General features: G+C 73.9%; 13 protein-coding genes and 1 pseudogene. 7 read left to right on the forward strand and 7 right to left on the reverse strand.

Features of this window, described 5'->3' with window-relative positions; genetic code table 11:
* Positions 1-45: 45 nt before the first annotated feature.
* Entirely contained in the window at positions 46-1,074 is a 1,029-nt protein-coding gene (locus ACWENR_RS02925) for a 6-phosphofructokinase (RefSeq protein WP_452275383.1), read from the forward strand.
* 73 nt (positions 1,075-1,147) lie between these two features.
* Positions 1,148-1,966 (forward strand): pyrroline-5-carboxylate reductase, encoded by an 819-nt coding sequence (gene proC / locus ACWENR_RS02930; RefSeq protein ID WP_452275370.1) that lies wholly within the window; start codon positions 1,148-1,150, stop codon positions 1,964-1,966.
* 214 nt (positions 1,967-2,180) lie between these two features.
* Here proC and ACWENR_RS02935 read toward each other — a convergent pair whose 3' ends face one another.
* The 3 genes from ACWENR_RS02935 to ACWENR_RS02945 form a co-directional block, all read right to left on the reverse strand.
* A complete protein-coding gene (locus ACWENR_RS02935) occupies positions 2,181-3,476 on the reverse strand; it encodes an exo-beta-N-acetylmuramidase NamZ family protein (protein WP_452275371.1) in 1,296 nt (431 codons plus the stop codon).
* Between the two features lie 244 nt (positions 3,477-3,720).
* Positions 3,721-4,395, reverse strand: a complete 675-nt coding sequence (locus tag ACWENR_RS02940; protein WP_452275372.1) for an NADPH-dependent F420 reductase — start codon at positions 4,393-4,395, stop codon at positions 3,721-3,723.
* A 357-nt stretch (positions 4,396-4,752) separates the two neighbouring features.
* Positions 4,753-5,247 (reverse strand): glutathione peroxidase, encoded by a 495-nt coding sequence (locus tag ACWENR_RS02945; protein ID WP_452275373.1) that lies wholly within the window; start codon positions 5,245-5,247, stop codon positions 4,753-4,755.
* A gap of 166 nt (positions 5,248-5,413) precedes the next feature.
* Here ACWENR_RS02945 and ACWENR_RS02950 point away from each other — a divergent pair, with 166 nt between their 5' ends.
* The 4 genes from ACWENR_RS02950 to ACWENR_RS02965 all read left to right on the forward strand — a co-directional run bounded on the left by ACWENR_RS02950 (position 5,414) and on the right by ACWENR_RS02965 (position 10,413).
* Positions 5,414-7,036: a glycosyl hydrolase family 18 protein gene (locus tag ACWENR_RS02950; protein WP_452275374.1), complete on the forward strand. Its 1,623-nt coding sequence runs from the start codon at positions 5,414-5,416 to the stop codon at positions 7,034-7,036.
* A 328-nt stretch (positions 7,037-7,364) separates the two neighbouring features.
* Positions 7,365-7,844: a hypothetical protein gene (locus ACWENR_RS02955; protein ID WP_452275375.1), complete on the forward strand. Its 480-nt coding sequence runs from the start codon at positions 7,365-7,367 to the stop codon at positions 7,842-7,844.
* A gap of 87 nt (positions 7,845-7,931) precedes the next feature.
* A complete protein-coding gene (locus tag ACWENR_RS02960; RefSeq protein WP_091104767.1) occupies positions 7,932-9,338 on the forward strand; it encodes a class II 3-deoxy-7-phosphoheptulonate synthase in 1,407 nt (468 codons plus the stop codon).
* Between the two features lie 55 nt (positions 9,339-9,393).
* Positions 9,394-10,413: a threonine aldolase family protein gene (locus ACWENR_RS02965; RefSeq protein WP_452275384.1), complete on the forward strand. Its 1,020-nt coding sequence runs from the start codon at positions 9,394-9,396 to the stop codon at positions 10,411-10,413.
* A gap of 105 nt (positions 10,414-10,518) precedes the next feature.
* Here ACWENR_RS02965 and ACWENR_RS02970 read toward each other — a convergent pair whose 3' ends face one another.
* Both ACWENR_RS02970 and pknB read right to left on the reverse strand, forming a co-directional pair.
* A complete protein-coding gene (locus tag ACWENR_RS02970) occupies positions 10,519-11,397 on the reverse strand; it encodes a deoxyribonuclease IV (RefSeq protein ID WP_452275376.1) in 879 nt (292 codons plus the stop codon).
* A 2-nt stretch (positions 11,398-11,399) separates the two neighbouring features.
* Positions 11,400-13,391 carry a Stk1 family PASTA domain-containing Ser/Thr kinase gene (pknB, locus tag ACWENR_RS02975; RefSeq protein ID WP_452275377.1) on the reverse strand — a complete coding sequence of 664 codons (1,992 nt, stop codon included), beginning with the start codon at positions 13,389-13,391 and terminating at the stop codon, positions 11,400-11,402.
* A 163-nt stretch (positions 13,392-13,554) separates the two neighbouring features.
* On the opposite strand from pknB, the gene ACWENR_RS02980 reads away from it, so the two are divergent.
* Positions 13,555-13,947, forward strand: a complete 393-nt coding sequence (locus ACWENR_RS02980) for an Rv2175c family DNA-binding protein (protein WP_452275378.1) — start codon at positions 13,555-13,557, stop codon at positions 13,945-13,947.
* Positions 13,948-14,122: 175 nt separating this feature from the next.
* Here the strand turns inward: ACWENR_RS02980 and ACWENR_RS02985 are convergent, their stop codons facing one another.
* Positions 14,123-15,205: a polyprenyl synthetase family protein gene (locus ACWENR_RS02985; RefSeq protein ID WP_452275379.1), complete on the reverse strand. Its 1,083-nt coding sequence runs from the start codon at positions 15,203-15,205 to the stop codon at positions 14,123-14,125.
* 85 nt (positions 15,206-15,290) lie between these two features.
* Positions 15,291-15,760: pseudogene (locus tag ACWENR_RS02990) on the reverse strand (hypothetical protein); the annotation flags it as partial.

Here is a 15,760-nt window from a genome sequence, read left to right on the forward strand (position 1 = left end):
GGGCAAATCGGGCTTCACCTGATGCTCCAGGAGGATGAGCAGATCATGCGTATCGGCGTGCTCACCGGCGGCGGCGACTGCCCAGGTCTCAACGCGGTCATCCGGGCGGTGGTCCGCAAGGGCGTCGCCAACTACGACCACGAGTTCGTGGGCTTCCGGGACGGTTGGAAGGGCCCGTTGGAGGGCCTGTCCCGCCCGCTGGGCATCGCGGAGGTCCGCGGCATCCTGCCGCGCGGCGGCACCATCCTCGGTTCGTCGCGGACCAACCCCTTCAAGATCGAGAACGGCGTCGAGCGGATCAAGGACAACCTCGCCGCGCAGGGCGTCGACGCGCTCATCGCGATCGGCGGCGAGGACACCCTCGGTGTGGCCACCAAGCTGCACGAGCTCGGCGTGCACGTGATCGGCGTGCCGAAGACGATCGACAACGACCTCGGCGCCACCGACTACACCTTCGGCTTCGACACCGCCGTCAACATCGCGATGGAGGCCATCGACCGGCTGCACACCACGGCCGAGAGCCACCACCGCACCCTGGTGGTCGAGGTGATGGGCCGGCACGCCGGCTGGATCGCCCTGCACGCCGGCCTGGCCGGCGGCGCCAACGTGATCCTGCTGCCGGAGCGGCAGTTCGACGTCGACCAGGTCGCCGGCTACGTCGAGAAGCGCTTCCAGCACCAGTACGCCCCGATCGTCGTCGTCGCCGAGGGCGCCCAGCCGCTCGACGGCCAGATGGTGCTGCACAACCAGGAGCTCGACGCGTTCGGCCACGTCCGCCTCGGCGGCATCGGCCAGTGGCTCGCCGAGCAGCTGGAGGCCAAGACCGGCAAGGAGGCCCGCACGGTCGTGCTCGGGCACATCCAGCGCGGCGGCACCCCGACCGCCTTCGACCGGGTGCTCGCCACCCGGCTCGGCCTGCACGCGATCGACGCGGTCCACGAGGGCGACTGGGGCAAGATGGTCGCCATGCAGAGCACGGACATCGTCCGCGTGCCGCTCGCCGAGGCCACCCGCGAGCTGAAGACCGTGCCGCTGGAGCGGTACGCCGAGGCCGAGGTCTTCTTCGGCAGCTGATCCAGTCCACGGCGTCGCGGCGGGCCGTCCAGGTCCGCCGCGCCGCCGCGCACGGCGAGGGGGTACGACGGCGATGGCGGGTTCGGTGCACACGGTCGCGGTGATCGGGGCGGGCAAGATCGGCGAGCTGATGCTCTCCGGGCTGCTGCGCTCGGGCTGGCCCGTCGACCGGCTGCTGGCCACCGCCCGCCGGCCCGCCCACGCCGAGGAGCTGACCGCCCGCTACGGGGTGCGGGTGGTCGACAACCTCACCGCGGTGGACGAGGCCGAGGTGCTCGCGGTCTCCGTCAAGCCGCAGGACGCGGCGACGCTGCTGGAGGAGATCGGGCCGAAGGTGCCCGCCGACAAGCTGGTCATCTCGCTCTGCGCCGGCCTGCCGACCAGCTTCTTCAACCGCCGGCTGCCCGAGGGCACCCCCGTCGTGCGGGTCATGACCAACACCCCCGCCCTGGTCGACGAGGCGATGACCGCGATCTCCGCCGGCGCGCACGCCACCGGGACGCACCTCGCGCTGGCCGAGGAGATGTTCAAGCCGCTGGGCTCGACCATCCGGGTGCCCGAGTCGCAGCAGGACGCGGTGACCGCGCTCTCCGGCTCCGGGCCGGCGTACTTCTACCTGCTGGTCGAGGCGATGATCGACGCGGGCATCCTGCTCGGCCTGCCCCGGCAGGTCGCGCACGAGCTGATCGTGCAGACCGCCATCGGCTCCGCCGTGATGCTGCGGGACTCCGGCGAGCACCCGGTGAAGCTGCGCGAGGCGGTCACCTCGCCGGCCGGCACGACCATCTCCGCCGTGCGCGAGCTGGAGAAGCACGGCGTACGCGCGGCGCTGCTCGCCGCCCTGGAGGCGGCCCGCGACCGCGCCCGCGAGCTGGCGGCCCAGGCCGACTGACTCTTTCGCTTCCGGCCGACGTCCGCACCGCGTCCAGCACCCGGGCGCTCTGTTCCGGCCTTCAGGATGGCTGAAGATCTTGGCGGGAACGGGCCCCGGTGGGGGCCTTCTCCCACCAAGATCTTGATCGATCGACGACCTCGCGAGGAGTCGTTGGCGACGACGCCGACTCGGCCGATCTTCATCGCCCGGGTCGGCGTCTTGGCCGGCGAGATCAGCGGTAGAGCAGGTGGGGCTTGCGCCGGCGGTCGAAGTCGGCCAGCTCGTCGGCCCAGGCGCCGACCACGTCGTCCACGTCGGCGCCCGCGTCGATCATCGTGCGCAGCCGAGGCGACCCGGTCAGCTTGTCGATCCAGTACGGGCGCGCGGCGTCCCACGAGTCGCGCCGCCACGCGAACGCGTCGTACTTGTGCGCCTCCACCAGCATGGCGACGGCCGTGCGGACCGGGTCGTACTTCGCCCGGTCGACGACCTTGACCTCGACCCCGGCGCAGAGCTTGTTGAGCAGCGCCGGCTTCTGCCCGGCGGACGTCGGCGTGAAGTACGCCTCGCGGAACTCGACGCCGGGCAGCTCCCGGGCGTTGAGCCGGTCGGACCAGTGGTAGTCGAAGTCGTCGGCGAGGCCGCCGATCAGCTCGAACGGCTTGCAGGTGCCCCGGCCCTCGGTGATCGAGGCGACGCCCTCGAACAGGCCGGTGCCGGGGTAGACCAGCGCGGTGTCCGTGGTGGGCATGTTCGGGCTGGGCATCACCCAGGGCAGGTCGGTGTCGGCGGCGAGCCGGTCGCGCTTCCAGTGGCGGCACTTGACGACGTGCAGGTCGACCGGCCGCCCGGCCGCGGCGGGCAGGAACTCCGCGTTGAAGAAACCGGCCAGCTCGCCGACGGTCATCCCGTGCTGCTGGACGATCTCCTTCAGGCCCACGCCGGAGGTGTAGTCGGCGGTCATCATCGGCCCGTACGCCCGCCCGCCGACGGGGTTCGGCCGGTCCAGCACGACGTACCGCTTGCCGACCCGGGCGGCGGCCACCATGGAGGTGTACATCGTCCAGATGTACGTGTAGAAGCGGGCGCCCACGTCCTGGATGTCGAAGACGACGGTGTCGACGCCGGCCTCGGTGAACATGGTCTCCCACTTGGCCTGCGAGGCCCCGTACGCGTCGTAGACGGTGATCCCGGTGCGGGCGTCGACGCCGGTGCCCTCGCTGCCCCCGGCCTGGGCCGAGCCGCGGAAGCCGTGCTCGGGGCCGAACGCGGCGGCCAGCCGCACCGCGCCGGAGGCGTGCATCAGGTCGACCAGGTGCCGGTAGGACGCGTCCACACCGGTCGGGTTGGAGATCACGCCGACCCGCTGGCCGGCGAGGTCCGCGAAGTCGGACCCGACGAGCACGTCGAGCCCGGTCTCCACGCGGCGGATGCCGGGCACCGCGCCGCCGGGCGTGCCGGGGGCCGCCGCCGCGACCGCGCCCGCGGTCACCGCACCCGCTCCGGCCAGGAACTTCCTGCGCTCCATGTTCGACCTCCCGTCGGATGGTCGAAACTTAGCTACACATTGATGGCCCGTCAAGGAAAGTTAGCTACAGGCTGCCGGCCGGTGCCCCCATGCGGGGCCGTCGGCAGGCGGGGCCGGGCCGTCTTGGCAGGCGGGGCCGGGCCGTCGGGCAGGCGGGGGCGGGCCGGCGGGCGCGCGGCGACGGCCCTTCGACAGGAAGGGGCGGGCCGTCCGGGACGGCCCGCCCGGTCGTCGGACGTGGGGCTCAGCGGGTGGCGGCGGCCAGCGCGTCGCGCACCGTGGCGGCGGCGGCCGGCGCCTCGCGCTCCCAGTTGGCCGGGTCCACCGAGTAGATGGTGCCGTACGCCGGCGTGTCCGGCTGGTAGCGCCAGCTCTCGGCGAGCGTCCCGGCGTCGACCGCGTCGTAGCCGATCCGGTCGAGGAAGGCCGTGGTGTCGGCCTTCGCCCCCGCGTCGTCGCCGGCGATCGGCAGCGCGCTGCGGTCGGCGGCGCCGGCGGGCCGGGCCAGCGCGTGCAGGTGCTTGAAGAAGATGTTGTTGAAGACCTTGACCACGCGCGAGCGCGGCAGATGGCGCTGGAGCAGCTCGCTGCTGGTGGCCGAGCCCGAGTCCAGCTCGGGGAACGTGCCGTCCCGCTCCGGGTAGTAGTTGTTCGTGTCGAGCACGACCTTGCCGGCGAGCGGCTCGACCGGCACGTCCCGGTACGCCTTCAGCGGGATGGTGACGACCACCAGGTCGCCGGCCTCCGCCGCCTCCGCCGGGGTGGCCGCGCGGGCGCGCGGGCCCAACTCGTCCACGAGGTCCTTGAGCGTCTCCGGGCCGCGCGAGTTGCTCAACACCACGTCGTAGCCGGCCGCCACCGCCAGCCGGGCCACCGTGCCGCCGATGTGTCCACTGCCGATCAGTCCCACAGTCGTCATGTCGGTTCCCAACTCCGTTCGCCGTGGCCGTATTCCCTACCGGCAAGGTCGACAATTCGCGCCGCGTCGGAACGGCGGGCGTGCCGCCGCCGGCCCGGGCGCCGCGCCGGGTCGTGACCGGTGCCGGGTCGTCCGCCCAACGTACTGCCGGCGGGCGTGTCCGGGGCGCGCTTCGGCGCGAACCGCGCCGACGCCGTCCTGCGCCGGCCGCGCGACCGGCCGGCCGGTCGCGCCGGCGGGCCTCCACACCGGAGGGCGGCGGGCGCGGGCCGGGCGACCGGCCGGGAAGCGGTGCCCGACGTCGACCAGGGGCGCTGCCGGGCGGCGGCACCCGGCAGGCGCGGCGCGGACGGGTGGTCAGGCCGCCGGGGGCAGCACCTTCTCGATCGCGGCGCGCAGGTCGGCCGAGTCGGGCTGGACGGTCGGCGCGAACCGGCCCGCCACCGTGCCGTCCGGGGCGACCAGGAACTTCTCGAAGTTCCACCGCACGTCGCCGGTGTGTCCCTCGGCGTCGGCGGCACCCACCAGCGCGGCGTAGAGCGGGTGGCGGCCGGGGCCGTTGACGTCGACCTTCTCCGTCAGCGGGAAGGTGACGCCGTATTTGACCTGGCAGAAGTCGCTGATCTCCTCGGCCGTGCCCGGCTCCTGGCCGGCGAACTGATTGCAGGGCACGCCGAGGACCACCAGGCCGCGTTCGGCGTACTCGTCGTGCAGGGCCTGGAGGCCGGCGTACTGCGGGGTGAGGCCGCAGCGGGAGGCGACGTTGACGACGAGCAGCGCGCGGCCCCGGTGCTGCGCGAGGTCGGCCGGGCCGCCGGTCAGGGCGTCGATCTGGGTGTCGAAGACGGTCATGGGCAGAGGTTACGCGCGCCGCGCGGGGCCGCCCGCCCGGGCGGACGGGGGCCGACGACGCTCCCAGCAGAAATCGATAGATGCACATCTTGACGAAGCGATGACGGCGTGAGTAGCGTCTCACCATCCTTCTGGAAAGTTTCCTAACTGTTTGGGGAGACGCCACATGAAAAGATCCCTCCGCCGTGCCCTCTGGGTCGGCGCCGTCATGGCGGTGACGGCCGCCACGGTCCCGATGGCCAGCGCCTTCGGCGACGGCAGCGTGACCGCCGCGTTCGCCAAGGCGCAGGACTGGGGGACCGGTCACGAGGCTCGGGTGACCATCACCAACGGGTCGAGCGCGTCGGTCAGCACCTGGCGCATCGAGTTCGACCTGCCGGCGGGCACCAGCATCAGCAGCTCCTGGGACGCCGACGTCACGCGCACCGGCGACCACTACGTCGCCGTCAAGAAGAGCTGGGCCGGCCCGCTCGCGCCGGGCGCCACGTTCAGCTGGGGCTACAACGGCACCGGCGCGTACAAGGCGCCGCTGAACTGCACGATCAACGGCGCCTCGTGCGGCGGCGGCACGCCGCCCACCAGCACGCCGCCCACCTCCACCCCGCCGACCTCGGCGCCGCCCACCACGCCGCCGCCGACCACCCCGCCGCCCACCACGCCGCCGCCGGACCCGAGCGGCAAGAAGGTCGTCGGCTACTTCGCCCAGTGGGGCGTCTACGGCCGCAACTACCACGTCAAGAACATCCACACCAGCGGCTCCGCGGCCAAGCTGACCCACATCCTGTACGCCTTCGGCAACACCACCGGCGGCCGCTGCACGATCGGTGACAGCTACGCCGACTACGAGAAGGCGTACACGGCGGCCGACAGCGTCGACGGCGTCGCCGACACCTGGGACCAGCCGCTGCGCGGCAGCTTCAACCAGCTGCGCAAGCTCAAGAAGATGTACCCGCACCTGAAGGTGATCTGGTCCTTCGGCGGCTGGACGTGGTCCGGCGGCTTCACCCAGGCCGCGCAGAACCCGACCGCCTTCGCCGAGAGCTGCTACAACCTGGTCGAGGACCCGCGCTGGGCGGACGTCTTCGACGGCATCGACGTCGACTGGGAGTACCCGAACGCCTGCGGCCTGACCTGCGACTCCAGCGGCCCGAACGCCTTCAAGAACGTGGTCGGGGCGCTGCGGACGAAGTTCGGCTCGTCCGCGCTGGTGACCGCCGCGATCACCGCGGACGGCAGCGACGGCGGCAAGATCGACGCCACCGACTACGCGGGCGCCGCGCCGCACCTCAACTGGATCATGCCGATGACGTACGACTTCTTCGGCGCGTGGGCCGCCCAGGGGCCGACCGCCCCGCACTCGCCGCTCACCTCCTACGCCGGCATCCCGCAGCAGGGCTTCTGGTCGGACGCGGCGATCCAGAAGCTCAAGAGCAAGGGCATCCCGGCCAACAAGCTGCTGCTCGGCATCGGCTTCTACGGCCGTGGCTGGACCGGGGTCACCCAGGCCGCCCCGGGTGGCACCGCGACCGGCCCCGCCCCGGGCACCTACGAGCAGGGCATCGAGGACTACAAGGTCCTCAAGAACACCTGCCCGGCCACCGGCACCGTCGCCGGCACGGCGTACGCCAAGTGCGGCAGCAACTGGTGGAGCTACGACACCCCGTCCACCATCGGCGGCAAGATGACGTACGCGAAGAACCAGGGCCTCGGTGGCGCGTTCTTCTGGGAGCTCTCCGGTGACACCGGCAACGGCGAGCTCATCGGCGCCATCAAGGGCGGTCTCGGCTAGCCGCAGGCCGACGTACCCCCACACGGCGGGGAGGGACCGCGCACCGGTCCCTCCCCGCCCGGCCGTGCCCCCGACGGCGCCCGCTCCACCGTGCCCCCGACGGCGCCCGCCCGCCGTGCCCCCGACGGCGCCCGCTCAGTTCGCTCTGCCCGCCCCGCCCTGCCCCGGCTGGCACGCCGGTCGGCGTCAGTGGTCGGCGGGAGGCGGACCCGGCCGGCGCGGGGGAGTGACCGGCTCCCGGCGCGGCGCGGCGGGCTGCCGGGCACGCCCGTCGATGTGACAGACTCGCCGCTCAACGGGCTCGATGTCCACGGCGACGGAGGTGGCGATGCGCGCGACGCACGGGAGGCTCGCGGCGGGTGCCGTACTGCTCGGAACCCTGCCCCTCGCCCTGCTCGGCTGCGGCATCGGCGAGGACGACGACTCGACCAAGCCCGGGCGGGCGCCGGCCGAGGAGGCCGCCGCGAAGTCGCGCGAGCGGGTGCAGGCCTACCTCGACGCGATGACCGCCAAGGACGTCGCGGCCGGCCGCAGCCAGCTCTGCGCCGTCCTCCAGGAGAGCTTCGACGCCGCGGCCACCGGCCCGAACGGCGACTTCGCCGACCACTTCAAGGTGCCGCAGGCCGAGATCACCGACGTCCGCTCCGGCCCGCGCGGCCAGGAGGTCAGCGCCACGGTCTCGGTCACCGCCGGTTCCCGTACGACCACCCGGCCGCTGCTGTTCACGGTCACCCGCGACGGGGCCGACTGGTGCATCGCCGCCGAGGCGCCGGGCGGCAACACCCCCGCGCCGGCCGCGACGCCCTGACCTGCGCTCCGGTGACTCAGCTCTCACCTGCCGGAACCCGCCCCCTCGCCGGTCGGTCGCCCCGGCGGTCGCCGTACGCTTTCTGTCATGCGCCATGAGTGGCATCAGCTGAGCCATCCGGCGGTGGGCAGCCCTGGGCTGCAGACCAGCCGCCCGACCGTCGACTCCGCCGAGGACGCGGCCCTCGGCCTCGACCGCTGGCGGGAGCTGCCGCGCGCGCAGACCCCGCCCTGGCCGGACCCGGCCGGCGTCGCCGAGGTCTGCAAGGTGCTCGACACCGTGCCCTCGGTGGTGGCGCCCTACGAGGTCGACCAGCTGCGCCAGCGGCTGGCGCTGGTGTGCGAGGGCAAGGCGTTCCTGCTCCAGGGCGGCGACTGCGCGGAGACCTTCGCCGACAACACCGAGAGCCACCTGCTGGCCAACGCCCGCACACTGCTCCAGATGGCCATCGTGCTCACCTACGGCGCCTCGCTGCCGGTGGTCAAGGTCGCGCGGGTGGCCGGGCAGTACACGAAGCCCCGGTCGCTGCCGACCGACGCGCGCGGCCTGCCCGCCTACCGCGGCGACATGATCAACTCGCTGGAGGCCACGCCGGAGGCGCGGGCCGCCGACCCGCAGCGCATGATCCGGGCGTACGCGAACTCGGCCGCCGCCATGAACATGCTCCGCGCCTACCTGGCCGGCGGGCTGGCCGACCTGCACGCCGTGCACGACTGGAACAAGGGCTTCGTCAAGAACTCCCCGGCCGGCGAGCGCTACGAGGCGATCGCCCGGGAGATCGACCGGGCGCTGGCCTTCATCCGCGCCTGCGGCATGACCGACGACGAGGCGCTGCGCACCGTCACCCTCTACTGCTCCCACGAGGCCCTCGCCCTGGAGTACGACCGGGCGCTGACCCGGGTCTCCGACCGCCGGGCCTACGGCCTGTCCGGGCACTTCCTCTGGATCGGCGAGCGCACCCGCCAGATCGACGGGGCGCACATCGACTTCATCTCCCGCATCGCCAACCCGATCGGGGTCAAGCTCGGCCCCACCACCACCCCGGACGAGGCGATCGAGCTCTGCGAGAAGCTCAACCCGGACAACGTCCCCGGCCGGCTCACCCTGATCAGCCGGATGGGCAACCACCGCGTCCGCGACGCCCTGCCGCCGATCGTGGCGAAGGTGACGGCCGCCGGCGCGAAGGTGGTCTGGCAGTGCGACCCGATGCACGGCAACACCCACGAGTCGTCCAACGGCTACAAGACGCGGCACTTCGACCGCATCGTCGACGAGGTGCTCGGCTACTTCGAGGTGCACCGGGCCCTGGAGACCCACCCCGGCGGCCTGCACGTCGAGCTGACCGGCGAGGACGTCACCGAGTGCCTCGGCGGCGCCCAGGGCATCGAGGACCTCGACCTACCCGACCGGTACGAGACCGCCTGCGACCCCCGGCTGAACACCCAGCAGTCGCTGGAGCTGGCCTTCCTGGTGGCGGAGATGCTCCGTGGCTGAGCCTTCGACGAGCGGGGGCGGCGAGCCCACCCGCCCCTCGGCCGCGAGCCGGGGCATGGTGGATCTCCGCTCCGACACGGTGACCCGGCCGACCGCCGGGATGCGCGAGGCGATGGCCGCCGCCGAGGTCGGCGACGACGTCTACGGCGAGGACCCGACGGTCAACGCGCTGGAGGCCGAGGTCGCCGCGCTGTTCGGGCACGAGGCGGCGCTGTTCGCCCCCACCGGGTCGATGGCCAACCAGATCGCCCTGCAACTGGTGGTGCCGCCCGGCAACGAGCTGCTCTGCGACGCCGACGCGCACGTGGTCACGTACGAGATCGGGGCCGCCGCCGCGTACGGTGGGATCTCCTCGCGGACGTGGCCGGCGGTCGGCGCGGACATCGACCCCGACGCGGTCGCCGCCATGATCCGTCCCGACGGCTACTGGGCGGTGCCGACCCGGTCCATCGCCGTGGAGCAGACCCACAACCGGGGCGGCGGCGGGGTGATCCCGCTGGCCACCCTGCGCGAGCTGCGCCGGGTCGCCGACGAGGCGCAGGTCGCGCTGCACTGCGACGGCGCCCGGATCTGGCACGCGCACGTCGCCGACGGCGTGCCGCTGGCCGAGTACGGCGCCCTCTTCGACACCCTGTCGGTCTGCCTCTCCAAGGGGCTCGGCGCGCCGGTCGGCTCCCTCGTCGTCGGCAGCGCCGAAAAGATCGAGCGGGCCCGGTTCGTCCGCAAGCGGATGGGCGGCGGGATGCGCCAGGCCGGCGTCCTCGCCGCCGCCGGCCGGTACGCGCTCGCCCACCACGTCGACCGGCTCGCCGCCGACCACGCGAAGGCGGCCCGGCTGGCCGAGGCGATCGCCCCGTTCGGGGTGCTGGCCAGCCCGGTGCGGACCAACCTCGTTCCGCTGGACCTGACGAAGGCGCCGCTGGACGCGCACGCCCTGGCCGCCGCCGCCCGCGCCGAGGGCGTCCTGGTCTCGGTGCTCGGCCCCCGCGTCGCCCGCCTGGTCACCCACATGGACGTCGACGACGCCGGCATCGACCGGGCCGTCGAGGTCGTCACCGGCATCCTGCGGGGCTGACCGGCGGGCGGTCGGCGTGACTGGCCGGGCGGTCGGCGTCTGACGGATGCGGGCGGTCAGCGGCACCGCGCCGGCGGCCAGCGCCCTCACGGGTGGGGCGGCTCCTCAGGGGTGCAGGCGCCGGAGGGTGGCGATGTCGGCGGCGTGCCCGACGTGCTTCTCCGTCGGCGTCTCCACCACCACCGGGACGCCGGCGGTGGCCGGATGCGCCATCAGCTCGGCGAACGCCGGCTCGCCGATGGCGCCCTTGCCGATGTTCTCGTGCCGGTCCCGGGTGGAGCCGCACAGGTCCTTCGAGTCGTTCGCGTGCACCAGCCGCAGCCGGCCGGCGCCGACCGTCGCCACCAGCGTGTCCAGCGTCGCGGTCATGCCGCCCTCGGCGGCCAGGTCGTGCCCGGCGGCCCAGGCGTGGCAGGTGTCGAAGCAGACCCCGAGCCACGGGTGCCGGTCCACCGCGTCGAGGTAGGGCCCGAGCTGCTCCACCCGGGAGGCCAGCGACCGGCCGCCGCCCGCGCTGGGCTCGACCAGCAACCGCGGGCCGCCCGCTGCCGCCGCCTCGTCGAGCAGCGGCAGCAGGGCCTCGCGTACCTGCCGCATCGCGGCCTCGGCGTGGCCCTCGTCGACCGAGCTGCCGGCGTGGAAGACCACGCCCTCGGCGCCGATCGCCCGGCCCCGGCGCAGCGCGTGAGCCAGGGTCGCCGCCGAACGCTCGACCGTGTCGGCCGTGGGGGAGCCCAGGTTGACCAGCAGCGACGCGTGGATGAAGACCGGCAGGCCCCGCTCGCCGCAGCCGTCGCGGAACAGCGCGTCCTGGGCCGGGTCGCCCGCAGGCAGCGCCCAGCCCCGCGAGTTGGAGACGTAGACCTGCACGACCTGCGAGCCGGCCGCGTCGGCGTACGGCAGCGCCGCCTTCGCCAGGCCGCCGGACGTGGGCGTGTGGGAGCCGACCGGTCGGGAGCGCGCCGCGGTCTCGGGTGCCGTCATCGTCACAGACATCCGATGGTGACCTGGGTGCCCGGCGGCACCTGCGTGTTCTCCGGCGGGTTCTGGAACCGGGCGACGCCGTTCGGGTTGAACTGGATCACCACCGGGAACTGCTGGCTCTCCAACACCTGCTTGGCCTGCTGGCACGGCAGGTCGACGACCCGCGGCACGGCCACCAGCGGCGGGCCCTTGCTGAGCTCCAGCCTGACCTTGGCGCCCCGCTCCACCCCGCTGCCGTCCGACGGGCTCTGCCCGAGCACCTCGTCGCGGGGCTTGTCGGAATCCTTGTAGGTGGGTGGCTCCACCAGCACCAGGCCCAGCTGGGCGAGGATCGTCCGGGCCTCGGCCAGGCTCTTGCCGATCAGGCTCGGCACCGAGATCGGGGCCTTGCCCTTGCTCAGGACAACGGTGACCTTGTCGCCCGGTTTGACCTCGGTGCCCACCTTCGGGTCGGTGTCCACCACCACGCCGGCCGGCAGGTTGTCGTCGTAGCGGGCGGTGCCCTTGGCCACCACCAGCTTCGCGTCGAGCAGGTCGGTCTCGGCGAGCTCGAACTCCTTGCCCACCACGTCGGGCACCGGGAACCGCTCCGGGCCCAACGAGAGGGTCAGCGTGATCGTGCCGCCCTTGACGATCCGGGTGGCGGAGACCGGATCCTGCGCCAGGACGGCGTCCTTCGGGACCTTCTCGTCGTAGCGCGGCTCGGCGTAGGTCAGGACGAAGCCGGCGCGGGCGGCCTGCGACTCCGCGTCGGCCTTGCTCATCGTCACCAGCTGGGGCGCCACCGTGTAGCGGCCGAACCCGAACCACCAGCCGCCACCGGCGGCCACGAGCGCCAGCACCACCATGGCGGCGATCACCGCCATCCGGCCACGCGGGTCGCCCATCACCCGGGCGCGCAGCGCGGACAGCCGCGACCCCAGGCTCTCGCCCTCCTCGGGCACCGCCCGGCGACGGCCGCCGCGGGCGGCCCCGCCGTCGGGCAGCCGGGCCCACGCCGGCCGCTCGGCCGGCCGGACCGCCGCGACCACCATCGTCGGCTGCGCCACCGCCGGCTCGTCGGCCACCCGGCGCAACACGGCGGTACGCGTGTTCGCGTCGCCCAGGTCGTCCCGCACCGCCTGCACCTCGGCCAGCAGCGCACCGGCGTCGGTCGGCCGGCCGCCCGGATCGCGCCGGGTGGCCCGGGCGACCAGGTCGTCGAGGGACTTGGGCAGGCCGGGCACCAGCGTCGACGGCGCGGGCACGTCCCGGTCGACGTGCTGCCAGGCGATGTCGACGGGCCGGTCGCCGTCGTAGGGCACCCGGCCGGTGAGCATCTCGAACAGCACGATGCCGGCCGAGTAGACGTCGGTGCGGGGGTCGGCGTGCCCCTCGGTGACCAGCTCCGGCGCCACGTACGCGACCGTCGCCATCAGCTGGTTGCCGTCCTCGTCGTCGGCGCTCGCCTCGACGGCCCGGGCCAGCCCGAAGTCGGCGACCTTGACCACGCTGTCGACGAGGTTGGCCGCGCCGCCGGTGGGCGCCTCGGCGACCAGCACGTTCTCCGGCTTCACGTCGCGGTGCACCAGGCCGGCCCGGTGCGCGGCGGCGATCGCGGCGAGCATCTGCTCGGCGATGGCCAGCGCCTCGTCGGGATTGAGCCGGCGCCGCTCGGCGAGCACGTCGCGCAGAGTGCGACCCCGGACGTACTCCATGACCAGGTAGGGCAGGTCGGCGTGGGTGCCCTGGTCGTAGACCGCGACCACGTTCGGATGCGTCAGCCGGGCGATCGTCTTGGCCTCGTCGGTGAAGCGCGCCACGAAGCTCGCCGCACGGGATCGGGCGTCCGGGGCCTGGGACGGATGAATGATCTTGACTGCGACGGTGCGCTCGAGGCGCTCGTCGGTGGCGGTGTACACGGTCGCCATGCCGCCACGGGCCACGCGACCGCGGATGCGGTAGCGCCCGTCTATCAGCGAGCCCAGCAACGTGTCGGCGACCTGTGTGTCCATCGGCAGGGAGTCTATGTGTCCAGAGGGTGAAGGTTGAACAGGATGCTACAGCCGGGGTGCGACACACCCGTCCCGCCGCGCTCACGCCGCCTGTCCGCCCTGCTCACCCGGCTTCCCGGGGTGCCGCTGGCCGGGGCCGCCCGGGGCATGGCAGGGTGGTCGGGTGACCGACTCCGTACCCGCCGACCGGGCCGTGCCCGGCCCCGAGACCGCCGGCCCCGCCGACGCCGCCGACTGGTTGACCCTGCCGGACGTGGCCGAGCGCCTCGACGTGTCGATCAGCAAGGTCCACCAGATGATCCGGGACCGCGAGCTGATCGCGGTGCGCCGGGATGGCATCCGTCGGATCCCGGCCGACCTGGTGGCCAACAAGACCGTGCTCAAGCACCTGCCCGGCGTGCTCAACCTGCTGGCCGACGCCGGCTACGACGACGAGGCCGCCATGCGCTGGCTCTACGAGCCGGACGAGACCCTGCCCGGCGCCACGCCGGCGAAGGCCCTCGCCGGCGACCAGGCCCGCGAGGTAAAGCGCCGCGCCCAAGCCCTCGGCTTCTAACCCACCCCTCGCCCCCCCCCACGCCGCGCCGCCCGCCCTCCGCCCCCGCCGCCCGCCCCCGGCGATCTTGCACTTTCTGCCCCGGCATATTGGACATGCGCGACGAAACGGGGGCAGGAACTGCAAGATCGCGGCGGAATTAGGGGGAGGGAGGGCGGGGAAGGGCGAGGGTGGGTTAGTCGGTGCGGCGGGTGGCGGCGATGGCCAGGTCCACGAGGGCCTGCCGGGCCTCGGTGTCCAGGTCGACCGTGGCCAGCGCGGCGAGCGCGGTGTCGGTCAGCGTGGCGATCCGCCGCTCGGTACGCTCCAGCGCGCCGCTGCCGCTGATCATCTCCCGCAGTCGGCCGATTCCGGCCTCGTCCAGCCCTGGGTCGCCGAGCCCGCCGAGCAGCAGTTCCCGCCCGGCCGCGTCGGTCGTCTCGAGTGCCGCCGCCACCAGATAGGTGCGCTTGCCCTCGCGCAGGTCGTCGCCGGCCGGCTTGCCGGTCTGGGCCGGGTCGCCGAACACCCCGAGCACGTCGTCGCGGAGCTGGAACGCCTCGCCCAGCGGCAGCCCGTACGCCGAGTACGCCGACCGGACCTCGGCCGGCGCGTCGGCCAGCGCGGCGCCGAGCAGCACGGGGCGCTCGACCGTGTACTTCGCCGACTTGTAGCGGGCGACCTTGCCGGCCCGTTCCAGCGAGGTGTCGCCGGTGGCCTGGGTCAGCACGTCGAGGTACTGGCCGACGGTGACCTCGGTGCGCATCTCGTCGAAGACCGGCCGGGCCCGGGCGACCGTCCGCGGGTCCAGCCCGGAGGAGTGCAGCAGCTCGTCCGACCAGACCAGGCAGAGGTCGCCCAGCAGGATGGCCGCGGCGTCGCCGAAGCCGTCGGCGTCGCCGCCCCAGCCGGCGGCCCGGTGCCGGGCCGCGAACCGACGGTGCACCGCGGGCTCCCCGCGCCGGGTGTCGGAGCGGTCCATCAGGTCGTCGTGGATCAACGCGCTGGCCTGTACGAACTCCAGCGACGCCAGGCTCGTGACCACCTGGTCGGAGTCCACCCCGCCGGCGCCCCGAAAGCCCCAGTACGCGAACGCCGGCCGTAGCCGCTTGCCCCCGCCCAGCACGAACGCCTCGATCGCCTCGGCGACCGGCAGCAGGGCGTCGTCGACGCCGGTCATCCAGGTGCGCTGGGTGGTCAGGAACTCGGCCAGGGCCTTGTCGATGCGTTGACGCAGCCCGGCGCGGTCGACCGGGGAAACGGGAGCAGCGTGGGTCACGCCACGACGCTAGCCGGTCGGGATCGGCCCCGTCGCACCACCGGGGCTCGGCGCGCCGGCCGGGTCGGCGGAACCCGGCGAGGCCTCAACCGCGGGCGCGGGCGGGACGCCGGCCAGCCGGGCGCGACGGTCCGGGACGGGGCAGGTACGGGCCGGCGGCGGCGACCAGCTCCCGGTACCGCCGGACGGCCGGCTGGTCGCCGTGCCCGGCCAGCCGCCGGCGCACCTCGGCCAGGTGGCCCAGGGCCCGGGGCGAACCGGCGCGGACGGCGTCGAGCAGGGCCTCCCCGGCGACCGCGCAGGCCCGTTCGACCTCGCCGAGCTGGAGGTAGCACCGGGCCAGCCAGCCGCCGTAGATCGCCGAGGTGCGGGGGCGACCGCGCTGCCGTACGGCGTGCAGCGGTGCCTCGGCGGGGCGCGGCCGGCCCAGCGCGACCAGTGTGCGCCCGGTCATGGCCGCCAACTCCGGGCCGTCGAGCCAGTAGAGCCACGGCGGCTCCCGGCCCGGATCCGGCGCGCCGGTCACGTGGCCGGCCGCACCGCGGGCCTGCCGGG

The organism is Micromonospora sp. NPDC004336 (assembly GCF_053602615.1).